At 55.8% G+C, this 25472-nt stretch carries 26 protein-coding genes; 9 read left to right on the forward strand and 17 right to left on the reverse strand.

What is annotated here, in order from left to right:
- Positions 1 to 9: 9 nt before the first annotated feature.
- The 4 genes from DT594_RS14440 to DT594_RS14455 all read right to left on the reverse strand — a co-directional run bounded on the left by DT594_RS14440 (position 10) and on the right by DT594_RS14455 (position 3513).
- The gene (locus DT594_RS14440; RefSeq protein WP_149333324.1) at positions 10 to 1389 is read right to left on the reverse strand and encodes an L-serine ammonia-lyase; all 1380 of its coding nucleotides are present in this window, start codon (positions 1387 to 1389) and stop codon (positions 10 to 12) included.
- Positions 1390 to 1524: 135 nt separating this feature from the next.
- A complete protein-coding gene (locus tag DT594_RS14445; protein WP_149333325.1) occupies positions 1525 to 1869 on the reverse strand; it encodes a DUF3135 domain-containing protein in 345 nt (114 codons plus the stop codon).
- Positions 1870 to 2073: 204 nt separating this feature from the next.
- Positions 2074 to 2472: a GFA family protein gene (locus tag DT594_RS14450; protein WP_149333326.1), complete on the reverse strand. Its 399-nt coding sequence runs from the start codon at positions 2470 to 2472 to the stop codon at positions 2074 to 2076.
- A gap of 150 nt (positions 2473 to 2622) precedes the next feature.
- Complete coding sequence (locus DT594_RS14455) at positions 2623 to 3513, reverse strand: AraC family transcriptional regulator (RefSeq protein ID WP_149333327.1); 891 nt, start codon at positions 3511 to 3513, stop codon at positions 2623 to 2625.
- Between the two features lie 149 nt (positions 3514 to 3662).
- Between DT594_RS14455 and DT594_RS14460 the strand changes: the two genes are divergently transcribed.
- From DT594_RS14460 to DT594_RS14485, 6 genes are all read left to right on the forward strand, one after another.
- The gene (locus DT594_RS14460; protein WP_149333328.1) at positions 3663 to 4418 is read left to right on the forward strand and encodes an SDR family oxidoreductase; all 756 of its coding nucleotides are present in this window, start codon (positions 3663 to 3665) and stop codon (positions 4416 to 4418) included.
- Positions 4419 to 4545: 127 nt separating this feature from the next.
- Positions 4546 to 4917, forward strand: coding sequence for a hypothetical protein (locus DT594_RS14465; RefSeq protein ID WP_149333329.1), 372 nt, complete (start codon positions 4546 to 4548; stop codon positions 4915 to 4917).
- A 110-nt stretch (positions 4918 to 5027) separates the two neighbouring features.
- Complete coding sequence (locus DT594_RS14470) at positions 5028 to 7229, forward strand: FUSC family protein (protein ID WP_149333330.1); 2202 nt, start codon at positions 5028 to 5030, stop codon at positions 7227 to 7229.
- A 79-nt stretch (positions 7230 to 7308) separates the two neighbouring features.
- Positions 7309 to 8571, forward strand: coding sequence for a PQQ-dependent sugar dehydrogenase (locus DT594_RS14475; RefSeq protein WP_149333331.1), 1263 nt, complete (start codon positions 7309 to 7311; stop codon positions 8569 to 8571).
- Positions 8572 to 8696: 125 nt separating this feature from the next.
- On the forward strand, positions 8697 to 9623 hold the full coding sequence (locus DT594_RS14480) for a DUF808 domain-containing protein (protein ID WP_149333332.1): 927 nt from the start codon (positions 8697 to 8699) through the stop codon (positions 9621 to 9623).
- 45 nt (positions 9624 to 9668) lie between these two features.
- Positions 9669 to 9995 carry a PQQ-dependent sugar dehydrogenase gene (locus DT594_RS14485; RefSeq protein WP_149333333.1) on the forward strand — a complete coding sequence of 109 codons (327 nt, stop codon included), beginning with the start codon at positions 9669 to 9671 and terminating at the stop codon, positions 9993 to 9995.
- Here the strand turns inward: DT594_RS14485 and DT594_RS14490 are convergent.
- Positions 9988 to 10953 (reverse strand): sulfite exporter TauE/SafE family protein, encoded by a 966-nt coding sequence (locus DT594_RS14490; protein ID WP_149333334.1) that lies wholly within the window; start codon positions 10951 to 10953, stop codon positions 9988 to 9990. The genes DT594_RS14485 and DT594_RS14490 overlap by 8 nt on opposite strands.
- Before the next feature lie 284 nt (positions 10954 to 11237).
- Here DT594_RS14490 and DT594_RS14495 point away from each other — a divergent pair, with 284 nt between their 5' ends.
- Positions 11238 to 12344: a histone deacetylase family protein gene (locus DT594_RS14495; protein ID WP_178091532.1), complete on the forward strand. Its 1107-nt coding sequence runs from the start codon at positions 11238 to 11240 to the stop codon at positions 12342 to 12344.
- 53 nt (positions 12345 to 12397) lie between these two features.
- Here DT594_RS14495 and DT594_RS14500 read toward each other — a convergent pair whose 3' ends face one another.
- The 6 genes from DT594_RS14500 to DT594_RS14525 form a co-directional block, all read right to left on the reverse strand.
- Positions 12398 to 13585 carry a GGDEF domain-containing protein gene (locus DT594_RS14500; RefSeq protein ID WP_149333335.1) on the reverse strand — a complete coding sequence of 396 codons (1188 nt, stop codon included), beginning with the start codon at positions 13583 to 13585 and terminating at the stop codon, positions 12398 to 12400.
- 265 nt (positions 13586 to 13850) lie between these two features.
- Entirely contained in the window at positions 13851 to 14297 is a 447-nt protein-coding gene (locus DT594_RS14505; protein ID WP_149333336.1) for a GNAT family N-acetyltransferase, read from the reverse strand.
- Between the two features lie 72 nt (positions 14298 to 14369).
- Positions 14370 to 14774: a VOC family protein gene (locus DT594_RS14510; RefSeq protein WP_149333337.1), complete on the reverse strand. Its 405-nt coding sequence runs from the start codon at positions 14772 to 14774 to the stop codon at positions 14370 to 14372.
- A 128-nt stretch (positions 14775 to 14902) separates the two neighbouring features.
- Complete coding sequence (locus DT594_RS14515) at positions 14903 to 15070, reverse strand: excalibur calcium-binding domain-containing protein (RefSeq protein WP_149333338.1); 168 nt, start codon at positions 15068 to 15070, stop codon at positions 14903 to 14905.
- Positions 15060 to 15479, reverse strand: coding sequence for a hypothetical protein (locus tag DT594_RS14520; protein ID WP_149333339.1), 420 nt, complete (start codon positions 15477 to 15479; stop codon positions 15060 to 15062). Before DT594_RS14520 ends, DT594_RS14515 begins: the two co-directional genes overlap by 11 nt.
- A 100-nt stretch (positions 15480 to 15579) precedes the next feature.
- Entirely contained in the window at positions 15580 to 16164 is a 585-nt protein-coding gene (locus DT594_RS14525; protein WP_149333340.1) for a DUF6151 family protein, read from the reverse strand.
- A 155-nt stretch (positions 16165 to 16319) separates the two neighbouring features.
- Between DT594_RS14525 and DT594_RS14530 the strand changes: the two genes are divergently transcribed.
- Entirely contained in the window at positions 16320 to 16850 is a 531-nt protein-coding gene (locus DT594_RS14530) for an outer membrane beta-barrel protein (protein WP_149333341.1), read from the forward strand.
- A gap of 296 nt (positions 16851 to 17146) precedes the next feature.
- On the opposite strand, the gene DT594_RS14535 is transcribed toward DT594_RS14530, so the two are convergent.
- From DT594_RS14535 to DT594_RS14550, 4 genes are all read right to left on the reverse strand, one after another.
- The gene (locus DT594_RS14535) at positions 17147 to 17725 is read right to left on the reverse strand and encodes a Swt1 family HEPN domain-containing protein (protein WP_149333342.1); all 579 of its coding nucleotides are present in this window, start codon (positions 17723 to 17725) and stop codon (positions 17147 to 17149) included.
- A gap of 8 nt (positions 17726 to 17733) precedes the next feature.
- Entirely contained in the window at positions 17734 to 18357 is a 624-nt protein-coding gene (locus tag DT594_RS14540; protein ID WP_149333343.1) for a DUF5343 domain-containing protein, read from the reverse strand.
- Positions 18358 to 18789: 432 nt separating this feature from the next.
- Positions 18790 to 19287 (reverse strand): DUF934 domain-containing protein, encoded by a 498-nt coding sequence (locus tag DT594_RS14545; protein WP_149333344.1) that lies wholly within the window; start codon positions 19285 to 19287, stop codon positions 18790 to 18792.
- A complete protein-coding gene (locus tag DT594_RS14550; RefSeq protein WP_149333345.1) occupies positions 19271 to 20929 on the reverse strand; it encodes a nitrite/sulfite reductase in 1659 nt (552 codons plus the stop codon). Before DT594_RS14550 ends, DT594_RS14545 begins: the two co-directional genes overlap by 17 nt.
- A gap of 265 nt (positions 20930 to 21194) precedes the next feature.
- Here DT594_RS14550 and DT594_RS19155 point away from each other — a divergent pair, with 265 nt between their 5' ends.
- Positions 21195 to 21317: a hypothetical protein gene (locus DT594_RS19155; RefSeq protein WP_281290913.1), complete on the forward strand. Its 123-nt coding sequence runs from the start codon at positions 21195 to 21197 to the stop codon at positions 21315 to 21317.
- A 104-nt stretch (positions 21318 to 21421) separates the two neighbouring features.
- On the opposite strand, the gene DT594_RS14555 is transcribed toward DT594_RS19155, so the two are convergent.
- Positions 21422 to 21649, reverse strand: a complete 228-nt coding sequence (locus tag DT594_RS14555) for a DUF2970 domain-containing protein (RefSeq protein ID WP_096347304.1) — start codon at positions 21647 to 21649, stop codon at positions 21422 to 21424.
- Positions 21650 to 21717: 68 nt separating this feature from the next.
- Positions 21718 to 25422, reverse strand: coding sequence for a methionine synthase (gene metH / locus DT594_RS14560; protein ID WP_149333346.1), 3705 nt, complete (start codon positions 25420 to 25422; stop codon positions 21718 to 21720).
- Between the last annotated feature and the right edge of the window lie 50 nt (positions 25423 to 25472).

Consider the following 25472-nt stretch of genomic DNA (forward strand, 5'->3'; position numbering starts at 1 on the left):
CACTCAGGCTCAGCATTCTGTAATGCTGACCGCAAGCCCGCCCAGGGATGTTTCCTTGTATTTGTAGGACATTTCCAGCCCGGTTTTTCGCATCGCCTCGATGCAATTATCCAGCGGCATAAAGTGCTTGCCGTCACCGCGCAGCGCCAACGAGGCGGCCGCATAGGCCTTGATGGCGCCAAAGCCGTTGCGTTCAATACAGGGCACCTGCACCAGCCCCTTTACCGGATCGCAGGTCATGCCTAGATGATGCTCCAACGCAATCTCCGCGGCATTCTCTACCTGCCGGGCATTGCCGCCACGCACTTCACATAAGCCGGCGGCGGCCATGGCCGCTGCGGAACCGACCTCACCCTGGCAGCCAACTTCGGCGCCTGAGATCGAACTGCGCTGCTTGATCAGGCCACCAATCGCACTGGCCGTCAGCAGAAAGTCCCTCACCTGTTGCTGCGTCCCCTGTTCGTGGGTCACAAAGTAATACAGCACCGCCGGTATCACGCCGGCCGCCCCATTGGTAGGCGCTGTCACCACCATATTGCCGGCAGCGTTTTCCTCGTTAACGGCCATGGCATACGCACACAGCCAGTCATTAATGTTCGCCGTTTCCGGTTTGCTCTTTATGCCCTCGTAAAGCCCCTTCGCTCGCCGAGGAATATCCAGCCCACCCGGCAGCACGCCATCTGTAGCCAAGCCACCTTCGATACAGGTGCGCATGGCGCGCCAGATGTTATCCAACCCTGCAATGAGGTCACTTTCATCAAGATGCTCAAGCTCATTAATGAACTTCATGCGAGCGACGGAAAGCTGATGCTTGTCAGCCAGCGCAAGCAAGGTGTTGGCTGAATCAAAGGGATAAGCTGAAGAATCGACTGCTGCGAATTTCAGCGGAGCCTGCAACTGGTCAATTTCGGCTAGAGTGTTGATAAAGCCGCCACCAATGGAGAAATAGGTTTCCGAAAGCAGCGGCTTGCCATCACGGCCTGTCACCTCGAATACCATACCGTTGCTGTGCTGCGGCAACGGTTTGCCTGTGTCAAAGATGACGTCCCGAGCGGGACTGAACAAGAGTGCTCGATTCTGATCCAGCTCGATCTGCTGGCTCTGCCAGAGTTGAGTCACCAGCGCCTGTACATCAGTATCGACAAGATCGGCCGGTAGGTAACCCTGCAAGCCCAGGGCAACAGCCCGGTCGGTTGAATGACCCCTACCGGTATAGGCCAGTGACCCTTTGAGGGTGCAGCGGAGGGTGGCACCCTGCAGGCTCTCTCCATCAAACGCATGCGCTTTTATAAGACCGATAAACTCATGGGCGGCAACCATAGGCCCGACCGTATGGGAACTCGATGGCCCGATACCTATTTTGAACAGATCCAGCACGCTGATAAACATGGTCGCTTGCACTCTCGGAGGGTTAGGGAAAGCGTAGCACGACCCTCAGAGTGCTCTCCTTTTCGAGCGGAATCCATTCCCCAATTCAAGCGGTCTACATCCCCAGGATAGAACCGAAAAAAGAACGCATAGGCGTCATTGCAGCGAACGGCGGTGTTTGCCGAACGGTATAACCGTCGCGGTTGGGGGCTGTTCTGTGGGGGAAGGTCTACGCAGATCCAGGCTCGCATTCAGCTCGACCAGCGAATCCAGCATCATGCGAGAAATTTTGATGCAGGCTTGCATTGGATTGTGCGCCTTGCGCCGCTCTGCTTCGATTACGAATGCCAGACCTTCCAGCCTGCGGCGTCGACATTCCGGAGCGCTCGCGATCAACTCGGCGATCAGCAGCGTGCGCAGATTTTCCAGCGCCTGCGGTTGTTCCAGCGCCATGATTTTCAGTTCATCAAAGCTGGGTAATCTGGATGGTTGCTCGGTCATCGCGCGAACCCCTGCAATAAGGCTCGCCGCTATCGGCGTGACGTCTTACTGGAGCGTTAGCCGGGGCGGCGCTGTTTTACTGCGCTGGTATTTCTGATGACCACGGAACTGAGCAGTAATTCCACAGAGCCCACAAAAAGAGCTCGTTATAAAGTCCTGTGTTGGACGCCAGGTAGGCTTGCCGCCCGGATTATCGACGCCTTCCTATTCCGGAAACCGCTCAAAATCCGGCAGCTCATTCATATGCTGCATCCAGTTCATTTGCTCAGCCGTCTGTATATTTATCTCGGGAGGCAAGGCTTCTGGGTCGTCCAATGTCGCCGTCTGCACATCAACGATACCCGGCAGGATCTCTTCATTGCGATAGAACAGCCCGCTGCCGCAGTCGGGGCAGAAGCTGCGCATGGCGGTGCCGGATGAGTTGATGGTCTTCGGCTCCCCTTGTGTCACGGTAAGGGAGGCCTCGGGGTACATGGCCCAGGTCACCATGGGGGCGCCGGCGCTGCGTTGGCAGTCACGGCAGTGACATAGCGCTACGGTTTGTGGAGTACCGGTCAGTTGGTAGCGAATGGCGCCGCATTGGCATTGTCCGGTATGGGGCATGACCTGAGCTCCTCAGTAATTTTCGTCTATCCAAGCATAGTCTGGATACGCTGGAATTCACCAGGAGAGCTCGGAAAAACGACAGGAGAAGTAGGCCGAGGACCGTCGCAGTGCGTGCGGGTTGGTAAAGGAAAGTGATCGTATTGCAGGTTAGCCAGCGTGGGCCTTGCGTTTGACCTCCTGGGTTTCCTGGGCAGGGGGCAGGCCAAACATTCTGCGGTACTCGCGGGTAAATTGGGACACGCTTTCATAGCCCACGGTAAAGGCGGCATGGCTCGCGGTAGAGCCCTCGGTAAGCATCAGGCGGCGTGCTTCGATCAGACGCAGCTTCTTCTGGAACTGCAGCGGTGAGAGGGTGGTGACCTTGCGAAAATGATTGAAGAAGGATGAGGGGCTCATGCCGGCGGAGGAGGCCAACTGCTCGACCGATAACGATTTCGCATAATCGGTACGCAGCACTGATACCGCGCGTGCCACGCGACGAACATGCGCGTCGGGCCAGCCCAGGCGTCTGATCGCGGGGCCGTGCTCGCCTACCAGTAGCCAGTAGTGCATTTCGCGCACCAGCTGCGCCTGCAAAATGGGTATGGATTCGGGTTTGTCGAGCAACTCCATCATCCGCAGCGCGGTGGTGATCAGCTCTTTTTGCGTCGGTTTGGTCTGCACCAGCGCTCCGTTTTGTACTGGGGCGCCTTCCATTGCGGTGGTCAGATCGGTTAGCACAGACAGATCCAGTTCCAGTGCGATGGCCAGATACGGCTCCTGTTCGCTTGCGGACACGATCTGGCTGACCGCCGGAAGATCTGCGGAGATCAGCATCGAATTGCCGGGCCTCAACTCCAGCGGCTCCTTGCCAATGGTGACCTGTTTTGCCCCCTGCAATACCAGACAAACCAGTGGCTTCTGGATCGAATGCTGCAGTTCGTTAGGTGCAGTCAGCCGCATAGTGCTCAGGCCATCGAACGGCGTTAATGCCATACCACTGGCCTCAGCGTGTGCCGCTGCATAGCGATCAACTGCATTGATTAGGAGATTATTCATGGCCTGATTCTGCGCGTGGGTGGGTCGTCCGGCAATATGGGCCTGGGCTATTTTGTAGGAATAGGCAAAGCGTGCATAAGATCCGGCAACGCAGCAGTTTCGCGTGAGGCGCAGCATTTCAGTGTGCCCATCGACTACAGGAGCTGCATATGTCTAAAGTTACACTGGTTACCGGATCAAGCCGTGGCCTTGGCCGCAATACTGCACTGAACATTGCCCGTCAGGGCGGCGATGTGATCGTCACCTATCACAGCCGCAACGAAGAGGCGAACGCGGTGGTGGCGGAAATTGAAGCGCTGGGCCGCAAGGCGGTTGCGTTGCAGCTGGATACCGGCGCGGTCAGCTCGTTCCCCGCTTTTGTTGAGCGGTTGCAAGGCGTGTTGCGTGAGGTGTGGCAGCGCGACCGGCTGGATCATCTGGTCAATAACGCCGGGCAGGGTGAGTTCGCACTGATAGCAGACACCACTGAGGCTCAGTTTGATGCCTTGATGAATGTGCATGTAAAAGGGGTGTTTTTCCTTACCCAGGCATTGCTGCCGTTGATTGAAGATGGCGGCCGTATCATCAACCTTTCATCAGGGCTGACACGCGTCACCCTGCCTGGTTTCGGCGCCTATTCCGCAATGAAGGGCGCGGTCGAGGTGCTCAGTAGATATCTGGCGAAAGAGCTGGGTAGCCGCGGCATCACCGTGAACACGGTCGCGCCGGGCGCCATCGAAACCGATTTTATGGGCGGTGCCGTGCGCGACAATCCGGACATGAATCAAACCTGTGCGGATATGACGGCACTGGGTCGTGTAGGGGTGCCGGATGATATCGGCCCGATGATCGCCAGCCTGTTATCCGAGAATAATCGTTGGGTTAACGCGCAGCGAATCGAGGTTTCCGGCGGGCAGGGTATCTAACCAGGCCAAGGTCGCCCCTCGGTAAGACCACCAGGGGCGCCCTGGCTATTTTATGCTTGCTGAACAAAGAGGTTAAACTACCGGGAATATGGACCACAGCTCCCATTCCCTCACCCCGGTAATTTAAATGCTTATATACCTTCTGGTCGCCTGTGACCGTCTTGAAGAAAAACGAGAGAAAAAACTGCGGCAGAACCTGCCGGAGCTGCAAGCAGCGTTGCAGACGTATGTTGATGCCAACGCCGCCAACAATGTCACGCTGATCAATGAGTGTGAGAGCGAGGACTGTGAAGACTGGCAGTTGGGTATCACCCAACCGGTGACCAAGAACATTCATCTCAACTTTCCGGTGGACCTGTTCAATGGCCTGGCTGAGCAATACGGTATTGATTGCGAGGTTGGCTATATCGAGGACGATGCCCGCGAGCCGGTCAGTTATTTCGGTAAGCATGAAGGCAAGGGTGAAGCGTTCCTGATAGCGGAATATCTGGGGCTATAGCCGCACACCCAGCGTCGTGATGATGACAAAGTATGGTTTGTCATCGGGGAGCGGGCCGCTGCAGATCAACTAAGCTCAGTCATACAGGTCACTCCCGCACAGGGCTGGAAATGCGCAAACGCTTCAAAAACCTTCTTCGTATCCTTCTTAGCTCCTACGTCACCACTGGCATTTCCGCCGGCCTTGGGCTGCTGATAATCGCGGCTTCGGTGTTTTTCCTGTTCGGGCCACTGGCTGCATCGGTCGCCACGGTGGGGGCTATCGTCTGTATTCCGCCGGACCGCGCTTCGCCGCGGCGCAACAAGTTTTTCCATCTGCTACCCGCTGCGGTGATCGGTTTACCCTTGTTCGCCTGCGTGCAGATATTGCACGACCAGCCGCTGTATCTTGGTTTACTGCTGGTACCCGCGACCTTCGTGGCCTTTCTGGCTGGCGCATGGGGCAAGCAGGGCGTGCCGATCGTCATCTCGATCATGTTCGCCATGATCTTTTCCATGGCGGTGCCAAGCCAGAGTCATGGCGTGTCCCTGCTGGTCACCTGTGGGTATTTTGCGCTGGGTGCGACGGCCTATCTGCTGTATGCCACCGCGTCCAATACGCTGCTGAATGACCGCTATCGGGCACAGGTATTGGGTGAGATCTTTCTGTCGATGGGTGCGCTGATGCGCATACAGGGTAGCCGGTTCGGCGCCGCACTCGGTCAGTATCCCGCTCCTCAACCGGGCGAGTTGATGCAAAAGCAGGCGGAACTGGCGGACGAGCTGCAGGCCGCGCGCAATATCCTGCTCGAGTCGCCGCGTCAGCCGCGCCGGCAACAACTGGCGGCGATGCTGATCAACCTGCTGGAGCTACGCGATCATCTGCTGGCCAGCGAGCTGGATCTGGATGCCGCTGCAGCCAACCCGGATTGCGCGGCCACGCTCGATCAACTGGGCCAGATAATCGGCCAGTTGGCGAAAGCGGTGGAGAACATGGGCGACGCTCTGCTGCGAGGTGGCATACCGCCCAGCTTTACCGACCGGCGTTCGGAACTGGCGGACCTGAACTGGAACGTCGCCGGGAACGCACAGCCCGGTACCGATTTTCCGCCCGTATGGATGCTGTTGCGTGGGTTGATCCATCGCGTCGGCAACATCAATGACGAGATCGTCAAGCTGAACCGCCTGGCGCGGGGTGAAGCAGAGCCGGATCTGGCTCTGGTACGCACGGCATGGAAGCTGTTTGTCAGCCCCACCGCGTGGTCCTGGCGGCCGTTCCTGTTGCTGTGGCGCTGGGATGCGCCACCGTTGCGCCATGCCTTGCGTGCCGCGCTGGCGGTCGGGACCGGCTATTGCCTGTCCCTGGCCTTGCCGTGGGCAACCCATGGCTACTGGATTCTGCTGACTATTGTCGTGGTGTTGCGCGGCAGCCTGTCGCAAACACTGGAGCGCCGCGACGCCCGGGTAGCCGGCACCGTGCTCGGCTGTATTCTGGCCGCCGGCCTGTTGGTCATGAATCCGCCGCTGCTGTTGCTGATGATCATAGTGCCCGTGGCCCAGGCGATATCGCATTCCTTCGCCATCAAGCGCTATCTGATTACCTCTGTGTCCGCCACGGTGCTGAGCCTGACCCTTGCGCATTTGCTCAGCGCTGGCACCAGCTTGGAGTTTCATGTGTTCGAGCGGCTGGGCGATACCCTGATAGGCGCGGGCATAGCATGGGCGTTCAGCTATGTGCTGCCCTCCTGGGAGCGCGGGCAGATAGTGGCACTGGTCAATCGGGCTGTGCTGGCGCAGGCCCGACACGCCAAGATCGCCCTGAGTCGGAGCCAGTTGCAGGCGATCGATGATGAATTTGAGCTGGAATGGCGGCTCGCGCGCAAGGAAGCCTTCGACAGTCTGTCGGCACTGGTTCAGGCCACACGCCGATCATTGTCAGAGCCAAGGGCCGTGCGCCCGGCGCTGGAATCACTCGAACAGCTGCTTGCCAGGGGCCATCAGCTGCTTGCGCAACTGACTGCGGTAAAAAGCCTGCTCATTCGTCGCGGGCATTTGGAGCACGACGATATAAGCGAGCCGATGCACATCGCCGCTCAGAAAATCGACGCAGCCCTGACCGCGCCCCATTCACATGCGCTGCCGGATGCACCTGTTTATAAAGCCTGGCCTATTGAGAACTCAGCTGCCGATTCACTTGATTACGATCTGAAACCCCTGATTCTGCGACGGTTGAACCTGTCTGTAGATATCGCCATCAAGCTGCGCGAGGATGCGGATAGAGCTCTGGCGATCAGGAGTGCTGAAAATCGCCAGGCTATCGGGGATAAAGCGTAACAATTAGCTAACAGACGGAACAGTCACCTCACGACTGGAAGTATGATGGATTAGATTCCCCAACCCTTCAGGAGTATTCATGGTTCCTTTCAGACATTCCCTGATCTTTCTCGCAACCCTCGGGCTGTTGACGGCCTGCGATAACTCATCGGATCCAGGTAACCCGGTCGAACCTCCCGCGCCGACCACTGAAGCCCAAGCGGCCCCGGCAGAGTCGTCTTCTGCCGCTGTCGATACAGACTCTGCGCAAGCGATGGCAGCATCTGAGCAGGGCGAGGCGGAATCAACCGACTCCGGTACTCCTTTTTCGTTAGCCGAGATCACACGGTTCGAGTCACCCTGGGCCATGACATTCCTGCCAGATGGCCGACTCCTGGTAACAGAGATGGCGGGTAACCTGCGTCTGCATGACCTGGAGACAGGTGACACCGGGAGCATCGGCGGCGTACCCGAGGTGGTTCATGCCGGGCAGGGTGGACTGGGTGATGTGCTGTTGCATCCGCAATTTGAAGATAACCAGCAGATCTATCTCAGCTATGTCGAGGCTGGAGACGGTGGTTCTGGTGCAGCGGTCGCCCTGGCCCGGCTGGCATTGGACGAGAATGGCGGCGGCGAGCTTGAGGATCTGAAGGTGATCTGGCGGCAAACGCCGAAGATGTCTGGCGATGGCCATTTCGGCCACCGCCTTGCGTTTGATGATGAGGGAATGCTGTGGATCAGCTCCAGCGAGCGGCAGGAGTTCGATCCGGCGCAGGACATGACTGGCAATTTGGGCAAGATGGTCAGGTTGAACGAGGATGGCAGCGTCCCTGACGATAATCCATTCACCGATCAGGGCGAAGTCGCGGCTCAGGTCTGGTCGTTGGGGCACCGTAATATTCTTGGAATGGCTTTCGATGCTGACGGCAGATTGTGGGCCCATGAAATGGGACCGAAAGGTGGCGATGAACTGAATCTGATCGAAAAAGGTGCCAACTACGGTTACCCAGTGGTATCCAACGGCGAGCACTATGACGGCAGGCCCATTCCGGATCACGACACCCGCCCAGAATTCAATGCACCCGTCATCACCTGGACGCCGGTGATCTCACCGGCTGGCTTCATCATCTATGACGGCGAGCTTTTCCCTGAGTGGCAAGGCAGCGGCTTTATTGGCGGCCTCTCGTCCCAATCTTTGGTACGTGTTGAGTTCGATGGTGAAAGCGCCCAGGAGGCAGAACGCTTTGACCTGCAGCAACGCGTGCGCGAGGTTGAGCAAGGTCCGGACGGTGCGATCTGGCTGTTGGAAGATGGCAAGCGTGGAGGTAACGGCACGCTGCTGAAGTTGACCCCGCAGAAGTAGGTCTGCAGCCGAGCCAGCCTATTGCTGGCTCGGCTGCTTCTGGGTCGGAGTATACTTGATCCTTTTGACACTGCGGGCGCTGGTCAGGCCTCTACTCAGGTTCCAACGAACAGGAGATTCACCTCGTGGCTTCCAGTCTGCTTGCGCTAATCGATGATATTGCCACCATTCTCGACGACGTCTCTATCATGACCAAAATCGCCGCCAAGAAAACAGCCGGCGTGCTGGGTGATGACCTTGCGCTTAACGCGCAGCAAGTCACCGGTGTTAAGCCGGTCCGAGAGTTGCCGGTGGTGATGGCCGTGTTCAAAGGCTCCTTGCGCAACAAGTTGATCCTTGTGCCCGCGGCACTTTTGATCAGTGCATTCATTCCCTGGGCGGTAACGCCATTATTGATGCTGGGCGGCGCGTTCCTTTGCTACGAAGGCTTCGAGAAACTGGCACACCGGTTTCTGCATGATGATACGGAGAAGCATGCCGAAACGGTCCGGGCGCTGGCTGATCCGCACGTGGATATGGTGGCTTTCGAGAAGAAAAAAATCAGCGGGGCGGTAAGAACCGACTTCATCCTGTCAGCAGAAATCATCGCGATCACGCTCGGCACAGTGGCCGACGCGCCATTCCTGCAGCAGGTTCTGGTACTGTCAGGCATCGCATTGATCATGACCATTGGCGTGTACGGACTGGTTGCCGGCATCGTCAAGCTGGACGATCTCGGTCTGCTGTTGAGCCAGAAGACCGGTGCCCTGGTAAAGAGTATTGGCAACGCCATACTCTTTATCGCGCCCTGGTTGATGAAAACCCTGTCAGTTGTCGGCACGGCAGCGATGTTCATGGTCGGTGGCGGCATTCTTACCCACGGCTTCGGTGCTGTGCATCATGCAATTCTAACCAGTGCCGAGTTTACCCTGGCGCTGCCTTATATTGGCTCGGTGTTAGGCGGGTTGGTGCCAACGCTCCTCGATGCGCTGTTCGGCATACTGGCGGGCGCGGTGATCCTCGGTGTCGTGACATTGGCCGGCCGTGTTTTCGGAAAGGAGGGGCATGAGTAGGCAGGATAAGTAAATCTGAACTGACCCCAATTACCCGCGGGTAACCTGCGTCTGCATGACCTGGAGACAGGTGAAACCGGGAGCATCGGCGGCGTACCCGAGGTCGTTCATGCCGGGCAGGGTGGATTGGGTGATGTGCTGTTGCACCCACGATTTGAAGATAACCAGCAGGTCTATCTCATCTATGCCGAGGCTGGAGACGGTGGTTCTGGTGCAGCGGTCGCCCTGGCCCGGCTGGTATTGGACGAGAATGGCGGCGGCGAGCTTGAGGATCTGAAGGTGATCTGGCGGCAAACGCCGAAGAGGCAGAAGGTCTGGACCTGCAGCGACGCGTGCGAGCGATTGCAACTCAGCGAGACACGATTTACATGAACATTGCTTTATACAAATTGAATACTGATATCACGCTAATCAACAACCCAACCAATATCAACAAGCTTCTGGTCGAGAATTTTTTGCACGCGTAAGCCGCAAAAGGCGCGGCGAATAAACCTCCCACAATCAAACCCGCCACCACATGCCAGATGGTTTCATCGACCAAAATATAGAGCGATGCAGCGCTGATGAGCGTCAAGAAAAATTCAGCGAAGTTTACCGATCCGATAGTTGTGCGTGGGTCGTGACCGGTACCGACTAATGTCGTGGTAACGACCGGGCCCCAACCGCCACCGCCAGAGGTATCTACAAAACCACCCAGCAGCGCAAGTTTGGCAACGTGTTTGGGTTCGCCTTTCCGCGAGGCTATGTGTTTGCGGAAGGCTTTGCTCAAAACATAAACACCCATCAACAACAGATATGCGTTGATGAAGGGCTTCAAGGTGTCGCCATCAATTTGAGTGACAAGCACTGCACCGAGCAGGCCGCCGACAATGCCGGGGATCAACAAGCGGACAAATAACTTTTTATCGACGTTGCCAAATTTAGCGTGAGATACACCCGAGACGCCGGTAGTAAAGACTTCGGCCATGTGTACTGATGCAGTGGCCAGCGCTGGCGATGCGCCGGTCGCCAGCAGAAAGCTGGTGGAGGTTAGTCCATAAGCCATGCCGAGTGCTCCATCAACAGCCTGTGCGAGTAAACCCACCAGCAATGCATTCCAGAACATGGGGTCGTTCAGGGTATTTTTAATGGTAGAGATACCTTCATCCCAGCTGCTACCAAATACCTGCGCCGCTCCAAGAGCGACAAGCCCAATGAGTGTCAGTATTGCGAACCAGATGGCAGTGCGAATAACAGGATGTAATGGGATTTGCTCTATCGGAGGGATGCCGAGCGCCTCGTGTTCCTGGTTTAAGGGATTATCGGATAAATCGAGGTCACGAATTTTCATCAGAGCGCCGTCCGGGCGGGTATTGGGTAGGCTCATGCTATTTAAATCGGACTATTCAGAGAAATACCAATGGGTTATCAGCTTATAACCTAAATATACTGCTATCAGTGTTTTTTATAACACGTATGCGCGGCGGGCTGGGGAGAGACGCTTATCTGATTGCGGTTTTCGCTAAGCAATCCAGTCCTGCCGCCTTTCTGCTTATTTGCTAAAGCGACTAGACTGCTGGTAGAAATCGACCAGTAAGCCTGGTCCTGATTTTTGTCAGCTTGAAAGGAGATGGTGTGATAGGCGATCGCAGCGTAAGTGTATTTTTCGATCAAGGAATGCTCGGACACAACCCCGAGGTAGATCTGCCCTTCTTGCCCAGCCGGGTAGAAAAACGGGTCAGGACAATCCTCCAGGGGCTGAATTTTAAATGGAGCTATCCGGAGCATCCGGGACGGCTGAAGGCAATCAAGGAGTATCTGGAGCAAAATCCGATACCCGGGGTCAGCTTCAAGTCAGGCTTGGGTGCTACCCACGAGCAGTTGGCGCGCGTACACACGACGTCCTACCTGGAACACTTGTTCTCCCTGTCCGGTCAACGGGCCTGGCTGGATGAAGATACCACCGCCGTATCGCCCGACAGTATCAAGGCGGCCACCCTGGCGGCAGGAAACGCCATCGCGGCGGTGGAAAGCGTCGTCAATGGCGACTCGCAGAGCGCCTTCGCTCTCGTGCGTCCACCTGGGCACCATGCCGAGCCGGTGCGGGCGCAGGGCTTCTGTCTGCTCAACAACGTTGCTGTTGCCGCCGCACACGCTCAGGCCAAGCTGGGCTGCGAGCGGATTCTGATAATTGATTGGGACGCACATCATGGCAACGGCACCCAGGAGATTTTCTGGGCAGACCCCGATGTTCTGTTCTTCGATACTCATTGTGCGGCGCCGTTTTATCCCGGCTCTGGCCACATCACCGATGTGGGGGCCGGGCTCGGTAAGGGCTACACGATAAATGTGCCGCTTCCAGAAACTGCCGGAGATATTGCCTTCGAGAAAATTTATCGCGAGATCCTGGTACCGGCTGCGGACTACTTCAAGCCCGACCTGATACTGGTTTCCGCAGGGTTTGATCCCCACCGCAACGACATGGCCTTGAATCTGACCTATGACGGGTTCAGGGTCATCACCAGAATCGTTCAGGACATTGCCGACAAGCACTGCGATGGGAGGTTAGCCCTGGTGCTCGAGGGTGGTTACAACCTGAAGTCATTGTCCCTGGGCGTTCACGCCGTTCTTGAAGTCCTTGCCGGCGGTGAGGTTCCGCAACTGTCGGAGCCCGGCATGAGGGAGGCGGAGCAGGCTATCGAGTTTCACCGGTCTGCGTTCAGCGACGAGGACGATGAATAGGTCATCAACCTGCAAGCAACTGCCGAGGGTAATTGGTAGTCAACTCTGTCAGGTTATGTAGTGAAAGCCGCTTTAGTGCTTGCGCCAACCAGCTTGCCACCAGCCATTCGCACTGTATTTCTTCCTGTCGCTTTGCATTCATACAGCGCGGCATCTGCCTGAGCGATCAGGCTGTTGCCATCATCTGTGGCGCTTGGCACACCGACCCAGACGCCAGCGCTGAAGCTCTGGTGAATGCATTGCTCGCCAAACGGCGTGGGATTGTCTGAAATGGCCTGGCGCAGATCTTCTACCGCTGTCATGGCACCCTCCACGGTGGCGCCGGGCATCATCAGCAGGAACTCTTCTCCGCCGTAGCGACCCAGACTGTCGGTCTGCCGCAGTCTTTTTTTCAACTGTTCCACGCAGTGCCGCAACACCTCGTCGCCAGCCAGGTGTCCATGCTGGTCGTTGATGGTCTTGAAGTGGTCCAGGTCGATAATGGCGATGGCCAGCTTTGTTTCAGTCCGCCGTGCACGCTCTACTTCACGCTCAAGCTCCTCCAGAATGGCTCGCCGATTGGGTATGCCGGTGAGGGCATCGCGCAGGGCAAGATACTTGAGGGCCGCCTCACTGCGCTCCTTGGACATCAGCACCAAGCCCAGCGACAGCATCATCACTGTCACCGTGCCGATGCTGATGGATATGGATTGCCTGAGGTTACTGACGTCATAGCGCATTTCCGGTGCGCTGCCCCCAACAATGGTCACCACGCGGATGAGGATGCCTATCAGACTGATTCCCGCGCCGACAATCAGCAGAATATGAGCGCGTCCGCCCGGCTGGGCGAAGTGTGATGCCCAGCGGATGATGAACGCGCACTGGATCATGAGTATCACGGAGGCCACCAGGGTGCGCGGCTCCAGCGTATTGAGCAGCAGAGTAAGCAGGACTATCTGGCAGAGCGGCAGGCTGAACAGCCAGAGCCAGGGCACGCGGTGCTCGGCAATACGGAAGATACTCGCTGTGTAGAAGGCCACTGCGACCGACAGTAGCGCGTTGGGCACGGCATAGGTAAGCCACAGAGAGGCGTGGCCGAACAGTGTGAAGCAGACATAGGCCAGTGCGTGTGCCAGCAACCCGGCCCCCACCGTCAGCATGCCATCGCGCTGGTTGAAGCGGCCGACCACCAGCAGACAAAATGCCATGATCATTGCCACCCAGGCCACCGAGGCGAAGATGGTGGGCGTGTGAGCAATCATGGGCAAAGCACCGGGCAGGGCGAGCTGCGCGGATGGTCTGTAACTGGAGGAGAGGAGGGAGACTGCACTTTATTTTTTGCCTATACCAAGCGCATCTGACATCGAGCTTGCATGTTGCCCAAGGCCGTTGCCGTCAGCGTGTCCTGTTGAGATTGCTGGCTTCCTTGGCTACAAAATATAGCACTAGCGGCAGAAGGTGGCACTCTAGTCATAGCAAAACTTGGTATTGCGTCGAGGCGGTATCATCTGATCCTGACCCCATTCATCAGGATTCAGGATCAATCACAAAACTGTACCCATGCTGCTCAAATCCCAATGACAGGTAAAACGCATGTGCATCGTGGCGCTGGAGGTTGGAAGAAAGCGCCAGCTTGTAGCAGCCATGCTTCTGACATTGCCGCTGGGCAAATTCCATCATGGCTTTGCCGATACCTTGCCCCTGCATTGACGCATGCACGGCCACATCTTCGACCACCGCCGACGGAGCGCCAAGGTGGCCCAGGTTGTCCATGATCAGTAAGGCAAAGGTTCCTACGATCCTGTTCTCTGCTCTAACCACATAGATCTCGTAATGCGGATACGTGCGCATGCGAGCGAAAATGGCCTGGGCTTGTTCCAGCGGCAAATGTGTATCGCCATCAAGACCTGATTCAACATAAAGATCCAGCACGGCCGGGAGGTCCGCTTCCGTAGCAGGTTCAATGCTCAACATGATGACGGCCCCTAACGATTCGGTGTCGTCATCACGATGCCTTTATCGGTTGGGGCGGTCAATCACTGCTCTTTACTGAGGTATCGCCGCCGGGTCCATCCAGAAGGGCTCCCACACGTGGCCGTCAGGATCAGCGATGGTACGGCTATACATGAAACCGTGATCCTGAACGGGATTGATATCAGCTGTACCCCCGTTGGCGGCAGCGGTTTCCGTTATGCCATCCACCGCCTCGCGGCTGTCAAAGGTCAAAGCGATCATCACTTCGCCAGATGTGGAAGGCGGGATGGGTCGGCTGGTAAAGGTGCGCCACTTGTCATGCGTCAGCAGCATGACGTGTATCGCCTCGCTCCAGACCATGCAGGCGGCCGTCTCGTCGGTAAAATGCGGGTTGTTTTCAAAGCCGATGGATGTGTAAAAAGCCATCGAAGCGGCAAGATCGTTGACGGGAAAATTGATAAAAATCATACGGGACATGGTTGCACTCCTAACCTTTGTTGATGACGTTTTTGTATGTCATCTGTTAGTCGAGCAGTGAGCCCCGATTTCGACAGGGCGCAGGAAAATAATATCGTCTATAGCCGCAGTGGACTTGCGGCCAAGCGCTAGAACCTTGAGTCGTTCTCGCAAGGTACGCCGTCATGGTCACCATCCATTTTGGTGTTGGGGCAGTGCCTTACAAAGTACTCGGCTTCCGCTCTGGAGCGCATCTGGCTGCAATGCTGGCGACCATCGCATGTGAAAATTTGTGCTGGCTGAGTTTTAGCGCTCATCGGCCCTGCGTCCACGCTTACGGCTTCGCTTTTCGTCTGCTTCAGTATTCAGATAAAGCGTGCTTCGTAATGGACTCAAGGTGCGTCGATCATCCTCGTCACTGCGCCGGTCATCTCGATGGTCATATTTGCAGTGACAGCTCGACACTTGGGTACATTCTGCCAGGGGTAAAGTGGGTGCATTGCCTTCGTTTTTAAGAAACAACATGCCTTGTAAGTCCTGCGCTGCCAGGCAGGCGTCATTTCCCGGAACAACCTTGGTGGCCTGAAATCTGGTCTGATTTCTACTGACCGCAGCTTGACTGATGCGGCCGAGCGGGTACTTTTTACCCTTTTTGGGTTGTCTCTTTAATATGGTCAGCACAAGAAAAATAACAGCAATAGCACCTAGTATTAGAAAAACCTTCATAGAGCTCGCCTTTCGATTTAATTTGAGTCGCAGTAATTACGATCAGATGAAAATAATGTCGGTAGACATGTTCATCTGACTCCCAGTAACACCTGAGGCCTTATAACTTCTCGCCCGGACTTAAAATATGCGGGCTAGCCAGCGGTTGACCCTTGGTGCTGAACAATGGGTTTGGTCGCCCTTGACCGCTGAGTTTCCAGACGAGGATTTTCAGCATGAGCTTACCGACATAGCCGCGTGCGGGCGCCGCATCGAGCTGGCTCTTGGGGATCTGGCCGGTCGCCCCACGCAGATTGACACAAGCGCGCACCGGACCAAGCTTGGCTTCGCGTTCAGGATCGACGATAAAGCTGTGGATTAACCCAATCATCGGCACCCGAGGCGCCAGGCTATTGCCGATGGGAGTGTTACAGCAGCCGGCATACCAACGATAAAGGCCTTTTTCGCTCAACCGCAGGCAGCGAATCTGTTCCAGACCCTGTTGAATCTGCAGGCGCGCAGGCGGCAATTGGTAGATGTCGGTACCGCCTTGCTCGTCCAGTACCTCAGCACCCGCCTTGAGGGCGTGGGCAAAGGCCTGGCAGTCTTTGCAATAACAGATAACGCGGGTACCGTCCGCTGGATTCACTTTGATAGCGCGGCCTTTTATCTGACCACAACGACACTGTAGTGCCAGGTTATCCATCAGGTTGCTCCTTGCAATTTTATCTAACCCTGATTGCTGCAGTCTTAGCCAGCGTTGACATCTATACTTATATGCTGAATCACAGGATACTGAAACGGCAGTTATAAAAACAGTGATCCTAATGAGTTGTGCAGCGTTAATACAGGGAGCAGATAATGAATAAAACCAAGCTTTTTGGCGCAATTTTGTTGACGTTGGGTATGACAGCCGATGCCCTCGCAGATAATGACTTCTATGCTGGAGCGAGCATCGGGCAGGCGACCATCGATGCGTGCGACGGTGTCAGCAATTGCGACGATGAAGACACCAGCTGGAAGGTCTTCGGTGGTTGGGAGCTCAATCCTAATCTCGCCTTTGAAGCAGGTTTTGTGGATTTCGGTGAGATCAGCGGAACGGTAGGCGGCACTTCAGTCAGCGCCGAAGTGGACGGCTGGACTCTCGCGGCAAAAGGCACCTGGCCTGTGAACGAGCAGTTCGGCGTCTTCGGCAAGTTCGGCGCCATCATGTGGGATGTTGAAGGTGGCGGTGCTGCTTCTGGTATTAGCGACGATGGCACCGACCTACTGTACGGGATCGGTGCTCAATACATGCTCACTAACCAGTTCGGTATTGTCGGTGAGTGGGAGTGGTACGATATTGAAAGTGATGTTGACCTTTATTCCGTCGGGGTGCTGTTCAAGTTCTAAGATGCTCGATCATGCTCAATAAGAAGGCCCGGTAGGGCTTTCTTTTTGGTTCGTCGCGCATTAGGAAGACCGCGGCCAGATGAGCGTTTTTACCGAATGTCGAAAAATCAAGCCAGGGTCTAAATACATTCACAGTTAATTTTCATCTGACCCCAATTACCTCCGGTGTTGTTTGAAATCAGCGAACGTCGAACTCACGAATATGTTGATTGGCACGCTGAGCCTCCCCGAAGATGTCTAACGCCCGCGTAATAGGCGCGAGCTTGCGAGCGTCCTGATTGACGCGATTGTTAGATTTAACCTACTTGCCGTATCCAGTCACGGCATATGCTTTCAATTCTTTCAATTTCGATGTCCGGCAATATTCCCGTATGCATGATTATATTCCTAGACATTTCTAAGTCTGTAAACCGAGCATTGATCCATGCCTGAGAAGGAAAGAGATCAGAAAAGTCGTCCCAATTATTAATAATAATTTGAGCTAGGTTGCCGAGCATCGTGTAACCAATTAACGAGCTTGAACGTTGCGCGTGATACCGATTAATCTCTTCTTTTTCTTTAAGAGATTGAACGGAATCTTTTATCTTTTTTGGGACGCTCGTATCCCACCAATCCACCCCTTTTCTTTCAGCCAGACGATCTGTAATTAGCTCCCTAACTGAGTTTTCAATACAAAAGAAAACTATGTAGACAGATGCCATTTTATTCGCTCGATGGATTATTGTCGGGCTAAAATCAGACTCATCAATTCTCTCCACTGGTATAACATGGTGCCCACTCTTTACTGAGATGCCATCTTTTTCTAGACGCTCGAAGCTGTCTTCCAGCAGCATCCCATTAAAAACCAGCTGTTTTAATTCTTCGATACTTTTCATACCTGAGCCTATATGTTCAGATTTTCTTTTAAGCTCTTGAATATTGCATTGTATACCGAGATATCAGTTGTCGCCGGAAGATGAATTTGAATATTGTAGTGAAAGCCTGGCTGACCTCCAGCGATCACAGGTTTATCCATATTTCCATTTTTCGGCTTATCTTCTTTATCAAGATCATCTTCTTGATTGTGGACCGTTGCTGCCTTCGCGGCACTGTCAAACTTAGCCATATCACACAACGTTTTAAACGTAGCATAATATCTCCCTACAGCTTTAGCGTCTTTTCCTGTGACTCGCGACATGGCACCCTTCACTTCATCCTCAGTAGCGCCATGAATTTTGGTGTTTATCGCATACAGGTCTGAATATAAATCTTTAATTCTCGCCCCTAAAGCCGACCAGCGCTTGGTCGTGTCCTTCAGATCGTCATAATAAGTCGTAGGTGTGCCGCTGTCTGTCAAAAACCCTAGCCGTTTGAATAAGGGTATGACCGCTCTATCGTTAGAGCTACTAAATCCAATTTGCTTTAGGAATTCATGTGAAAACTTGGGTGGCTTAGCTGCATTATGAATAGCCTCAATTATCGGCTTTATTTTGTTGTTTGAAACCATATACGGATAATCATCGGCCATTCGTTATCTCCTTTGTATATTGAAAAATCTAACAGTGATTAGATCGAGCGCGATATTAATACGCGGCATGACATACAGAAGGTAACCGGAGTATTTCTAAGGGCGATCAGCATGTTACGCATCCTTTTCCAGATTTGGTCTGCACGTTAAGCCGCATACGATATAACTCCATGAGAACCGAGCTACACAAAGAGCCGTCAGGTGGAGGGAGAGGAAGCCTGAAAAGAAAAGTAGGGCATCCGTGCCACCGAAGAGGGACTGCGTGTGAGCAGTTGCTAGCATATTGCTATGTTTTGGCTGGGATTGCCAAGCGCTTTGCGCAGGACCTTAGTCGAAGCTGATAATGGTCTTGGACTTACAGAGAGATAGAGATTTTTCAGCAGAGGGGCAAAACAACCGGGGCAGGGCGCCCCGGCTTTAGCACAGTACAGCTCAAGCCCGCCGACGAAACAACGGCAACGGCTGATCAGTAGCAGCCTGATAAACCTCAGAGAAGTCCTTGAGGCTTTCCAGCGCTTCCTCAGCATTACGGTCTTCGCGGATCACGAAGGCATCAAAGCCGCAGCGTTTCATCAGAAACAGCTGGTCGCGGAGCACATCGCCAATAGCGCGGACTTCACCCTTGTAACCGTAGCGGTCACGCAGCAGGCGCGCGTTGGAATAGCTGCGGCCGTCGCTGAATACTGGGAAGTTCAGGGCGATGACCTGGAAGTGTTCCAGGTCATCAGCGATGGCTTCCACTTCTTCATCGCTGTTCAGCCATACACCCAGGCCGCCGTCGCGGGCTTTCAGGGCGTGGGAGTGATCGAGCCACAGGTTCAGCGGTACGATCAGGTCGTCGCTGTTGCTCAGCCCTTCGAGCGTGGTCTCGGCTGGCATCAGGTGCCAGGTTTCCTTGATCAGCGCGTCGCCTTTAATGAGTTGCTGCATATACACGCTCCTTGAAGGGGTCCATGCCGATACGCTCGAAGGTGTCGATAAAATCTTCTTCTGGTGTGCGGCGTTCCAGATAGACATCGACCACCTTGGTCACTACCGCGGGCATCTCTTCGGCGGCGAAGGACGGGCCGAGGATCTTGCCTATAGCGGCGTTGCGGCCGCTGTTGCCACCCAGGGACACCTGGTAGAACTCGGCGCCCTTCTTGTCCACACCCAGTACGCCGATATGGCCGACGTGGTGGTGACCACAGGCGTTCATGCAGCCGGAGATGTTCAGGTCCAGATTGCCGATATCGTGCAGGTAATCCAGATCATCGAAGGTGCGCTGCAGAGCTTCGGCAATCGGGATAGATTTGGCGTTGGCCAGCGAGCAGAAATCGCCACCGGGGCAGCAGATAATGTCGGTCAGCAGGCCGATGTTCGGCGTGGCAAAACCTTGCTCCTTGGCTGCTTCCCACAGGGCGTACAGATCGGCCTGGCGAACGTCGGCCAGCACCAGGTTCTGCTGGTGGGTCACGCGAAGTTCACCGAAGCTGAAACGGTCAGCCAGTTCGGCGGCGGCGTCCATCTGTTTGTCTGTGGCGTCACCGGGGGCCACAGCGGTGGGCTTGAGTGACAGGGTAACGGCAGCGTAGCCGGGTACCTTGTGCGCCTGGATATTGCGCATGGCCCAGTTGTTGAAGCCTTTCTCGGCTTCACGCTTGGCCAGGTAGTCGGCATCGTCACCGCTGAACTGCTCGTAGGCAGGGGCGCTGAAATGCTTGGCTACGCGGTGCAGTTCTTCTTCAGTCAGGGTAGCGGGGCCATCTTTGGTGTGCGCCCATTCAGCGTTGACCTTTTCGGCGAACACTTCAGGCGTCAGCGCCTTGACCAGAATCTTGATCCGCGCCTTGTACTTGTTGTCCCGGCGGCCATAGCGGTTGTACACACGCAGGATGGCGTCCAGGTAGGTCAGCAGGTGCTCCCAGGGCAGAAACGCGTTGATTTCGCTGCCAACCATGGGCGTACGGCCCAGGCCGCCACCAACCAGTACGCGGAAGCCAACTTCGCCGGCGTCGTTCTTGACCACATTCAGACCGATGTCGTGTACGCCGATGGCTGCACGGTCTTCGGTCGCGCCGTTGACGGCGATCTTGAACTTGCGTGGCAGGAAGGCGAATTCCGGGTGGAAGGTCGACCATTGGCGGATGATTTCACACCAGGGGCGCGGATCGACCAGCTCATCTGCGGCAACGCCGGCGAATTGGTCGGTGGTGGTGTTACGGATGCAGTTGCCGCTGGTCTGGATCGCGTGCATCTGCACTTCAGCCAGGTGAGCGAGAATGTCCGGCACATCTTCCAGCGCGGGCCAGTTGAACTGTACGTTCTGACGGGTGCTGAAGTGTGCATAGCCCTTGTCGTATTCACGAGCGATAAACGCCAGCTTGCGCATCTGCGTGGAAGACACCAGGCCATAGGGAATGGCCACGCGCAGCATGGGCGCGTAGCGCTGAACGTAGAGACCGTTCTGCAGACGCAGGGGCAGGAATTCGGGATCGCTCAGCTCGCCAGCCAGGTAGCGGCGGGTCTGGTCGCGGAACTGCTGGACGCGTTCCTCGACAATCCGTTGGTCATACTCGTCATAAATATACATTCAGACAACCTGTTGAATGGTGATCGGGCGGCGCGCGTTGAATTCAGCGTCGGCCAGCCGATTGGGCAAGTAGGTAAGGGCGGAAAGATAGCAAATTTTCAATATGCACAAAAGGAATGTTTATCTATATGTTTATATTCAAATTACACATTACCGGCTGTGCATATCACTCATTCCTATAAAAGCGCATTTCGGGGTTTGACAGGCAGGCACGGGCAGGCTTAACGTTAGTGCGTCTGTGCCCATAACAATTAAAAGGATCGCCATGATGAACGAACACGACCTGCAGGAAACGTCCAACACTGACAGTCACCTTGATGCCTTTGCTGCCGTCGCCCTGATTTTGATCGCGGTGATTACTGCGGTGATCTGGGTCAGCAATAGCTAATAGCCAAGTTCGATCTCACGCTTTACTGATGAAGCGTTTCAGCACCGTTCAAATCCAAGTTTTCACCATCCGGCCAGCCTGTTTTTGCGCTGGCCGGATGCGTTTCAGATACCCGCCAGATGCAGCACGCCTTTCACCACGCCAAAAATGATCAGTATGAACAGCAGCGTGAAAAGCACGCCGGCAATGATGAAGTGCGAGGGCTTACCCTTGGTAAAATCTCGCTCGCGTGCCTTGTTGCTATGCACCCCCAGAGCTGCCCAGAGCACACTGGAGAGGGTTTCCCTTAGAGTCATGCCTTCCGGCTTTTCTTGCTTGTGCGGGTCGCTCATCATTGCCTCTTTGTTAAGCCAGCCTATGCGCATCATGGCACAGGCTGGCGGTCGGTCAAGTCAGCGGATCAATTGTCGTAGGACAGGTTCGGCGACAACCAGCGCTCGGTGATACTCAGTTCCTGCCCTTTGCGCTCGTTATACGACTCGACCTGATCCTTGGTGATCTTGCCCACGGCAAAATATTTCGACTCCGGGTGCGAGAAGTACCAGCCGCTGACGGCTGCGGTCGGGAACATGGCGAAACTTTCGGTCAGGGTCACGCCGCAGTTCTGCTCGGGATCCAGCAAGCTGAACAGCGTGGCCTTTTCGGTATGGTCCGGGCAGGCCGGGTAGCCCGGGGCAGGGCGGATACCCTGGTATTTTTCCTTTATCAGTTGGTCGTTATCCAACTGTTCATCACCAGCATACCCCCAATAACGGGTGCGTACCTCACGGTGCAGCCATTCTGCGCAGGCTTCCGCCAGACGGTCGGCCAGGGCCTTGACCATGATCGCGTTGTAATCGTCGTTCTTGGCTTCGTATTCCTTGGCCAATTCTTCGGCACCGATACCTGCGGTAGTAATAAAGCCGCCTACGTAGTCGGTTTTGCCTGAAGCCTTGGGCGCGACATAATCGGCCAGTGACTGGCTGGGCTTGTTGTCCGGCTTGATGCCCTGTTGGCGCAGGTGGTGCAGGGTGGCAAGGTCTTTACCCTGTTCATCGAACAGGGCGATATCGTCATCGTTGACCTGATTGGCCGGCCAGAAGCCGAGCACCGCCTTGGCGCGGATCAGCTTTTCGTCGATCATGCGCTTGAGCATGGCCTGGGCATCGGAGAACAGACTGCGCGCGGCTTCGCCGACCACTTCATCTTCAAGTATGCGCGGGTATTTGCCGGCCAGATCCCAGGAGATAAAGAACGGCGTCCAGTCGATAAATTCGACCAGTTGCGCCAGGTCGATATCGTCCAGCGTCTTGATGCCGGTAAACGTAGGTGCCGGAGGCTGGTAGTTATCCCAGTCCAGTTGCAGCTTGTTGGCCTTGGCCTGCTCGTAGCTCAGGTACTGGGTGCGGGCGCTACGGTTAGCGGTGCGTTCACGCACCACTTCATAATCCGCACGGATCTTGGCGATATAGTCCGGCTTGATCTCTTTGGACAGCAGGCTGGTGGCTACACCCACAGCGCGCGAGGCGTCGGTGACGTAGATCACCGCATCATTCTTGTAGTGCGGCTCGATCTTCACTGCTGTGTGCGCCTTGGAAGTAGTCGCGCCGCCAATCATCAGCGGCAGAGTAAAGCCCTGGCGCTGCATTTCCTTGGCGACGTGGACCATCTCGTCCAACGATGGAGTGATCAGGCCGGACAGGCCGATGATGTCGCACTTTTCTTCAATCGCGGTCTTGAGGATCTTGTCCGCTGGCACCATCACGCCCATATCGACCACGTCGTAGCCGTTACAGCCGAGGACGACGCCAACAATGTTTTTGCCGATATCGTGCACGTCGCCCTTGACCGTAGCCATGAGGATCTTGCCCTTGGCTTCGGGCTTGTCGCCCTTTTCCAGCTCGATAAAGGGAATCAGGTGCGCGACCGCCTGCTTCATCACGCGGGCAGATTTGACCACCTGCGGCAGGAACATCTTGCCGGCGCCGAACAGGTCGCCAACGATATTCATGCCGGCCATCAGCGGCCCTTCGATCACTTCAATCGGGCGCGCGCATTGCTGACGGGCTTCTTCGGTATCGTCGATGATGAACGCAGTGATACCTTTTACCAGCGAGTGCTCCAGGCGCTTGTTCACGTCCCAGCCACGCCATTCTTCGCTTTCCGCTTCCTTGACGCTGCCGTCGCCCTTGTATTCATCAGCTACGGCCAGCAGCGCATCGGTGCCGCCGGGTGTGCGGTTGAGCACAACGTCTTCAACGATATCGCGGAGTTTCTTCGGGATCTCGTCGTAGATTTCCAGCTGGCCGGCGTTAACGATACCCATGGTCAGGCCATTGCGAATCGCATGCAGCAGGAACACCGAGTGGATCGCCTCACGCACCGGGTTGTTGCCACGGAACGAGAAGGACACGTTGGACACGCCGCCGGAGGTTAGCGCGTAGGGCAGTTCGTCACGGATATAGGCACAGGCCTCGATAAAGTCGACGGCGTAGTTATTGTGCTCTTCGATACCGGTGGCGATGGCGAAGATGTTCGGATCGAAGATGATGTCTTCCGGCGGAAAGCCGACTTCATTGACCAGGATGTCGTAGGAGCGTTTGCAGATCTCGCGCTTGCGCGCGGCAGTATCGGCCTGGCCCTGTTCGTCAAAGGCCATGACCACCACGGCGGCGCCGTAGCGCTTGCACAGGCGCGCCTGCTGCTTGAACTGCTCGACGCCTTCCTTCATGGAGATCGAGTTGACGATGCCCTTGCCCTGGATGCACTTGAGGCCGGCTTCGATCACTTCCCATTTGGACGAGTCGATCATGATCGGCACGCGGGAGATATCCGGCTCGCCGGCAATCAGGTTGAGGAAGGTGACCATCGCCTTCTTCGAATCCAGCATGCCCTCATCCATGTTGATGTCGATAATCTGCGCGCCGGCTTCGACCTGCTGCAGCGCGACTTCCAAGGCCTCGGTGTAGTTGTCCTCACGGATCAGCCGGGCGAAGCGGGCAGAGCCGGTAATGTTGGTACGCTCGCCAACGTTGACGAACAGCGAGTTGCGGTCAATCGTGAACGGCTCCAGGCCGGAAAGACGGCAGGCCTTGGGGATGTCCGGAATGGCGCGTGGCGGATACTTGGCGACGGCTTTGGCGATCGCTTCGATATGTGCCGGAGTGGTACCACAGCAGCCGCCAACAATATTCAGGAAGCCTGCCTGGGCAAACTCTTCAATGATCGCCGCGGTTTGCTCGGGCATTTCGTCGTATTCACCGAACTCGTTCGGCAGGCCAGCGTTCGGGTGAGCGGAGATATGTGTGCCAGCCTTGTCGGACAGCTCTTCCAGATACGGCCGCAGTTCGCGGGCGCCCAGCGCGCAGTTGAGGCCCACGGAAATCGGTTTGGCATGGCACACCGAGTTCCAGAAGGCTTCGGTAGTCTGTCCTGACAGGGTCCGGCCGGAGGCGTCGGTGATGGTGCCGGAAATCATGATCGGCAGTTCCACGCCCAACTGGTCGAAGGTTTCCTGCACGGCAAAGATCGCCGCCTTGGCATTCAGCGTATCGAAAATGGTTTCAATCAGAATCAGGTCGGCGCCGCCTTCGATCAGACCTTTGGTCGAGTTAATGTAGTCCTCAACCAATTGATCAAAGGTGATATTGCGGTAGCCGGGGTTATTCACGTCGGGCGACAGCGAACAGGTGCGGCTGGTTGGCCCCAGTACGCCGGCGACAAAGCGTGGGCGATCCGGCGTTTCAGCGGTTTTCTCATCGCATACGCGACGGGCCAGGCGTGCACCTTCCAGGTTCAGCTCGTAGGCCAGCTCCTGCATGCCGTAGTCGGCCTGCGAGACGCTGGTGGAGTTGAAGGTGTTGGTCTCGATGATGTCTGCGCCGGCGTCCAGATAGGCTTTTTCCATGGCCGCAATCGCGTCTGGCTGGGTAATCACCAGCAGATCATTGTTGCCTTTCAAGTCCGACGGCCAGTCGGCAAAACGCTCGCCACGGAAGTCGTTTTCTTCGAACTTGTAGCTCTGGATCATCGTGCCCATACCGCCATCAAGAATCAGAATGCGCTCACGCAGGGCAGCATTCAGGGCGTTCAGGCGGGCGTTGCGATCAGACTGTTGCGCAGACATTAATACTCCGGACTCTGTTACACACGGGTAAGACACACGGAAAGCCCGCC

It is taken from the genome of Halopseudomonas laoshanensis (genome assembly GCF_008365385.1).
GTDB lineage: Bacteria > Pseudomonadota > Gammaproteobacteria > Pseudomonadales > Pseudomonadaceae > Halopseudomonas > Halopseudomonas laoshanensis.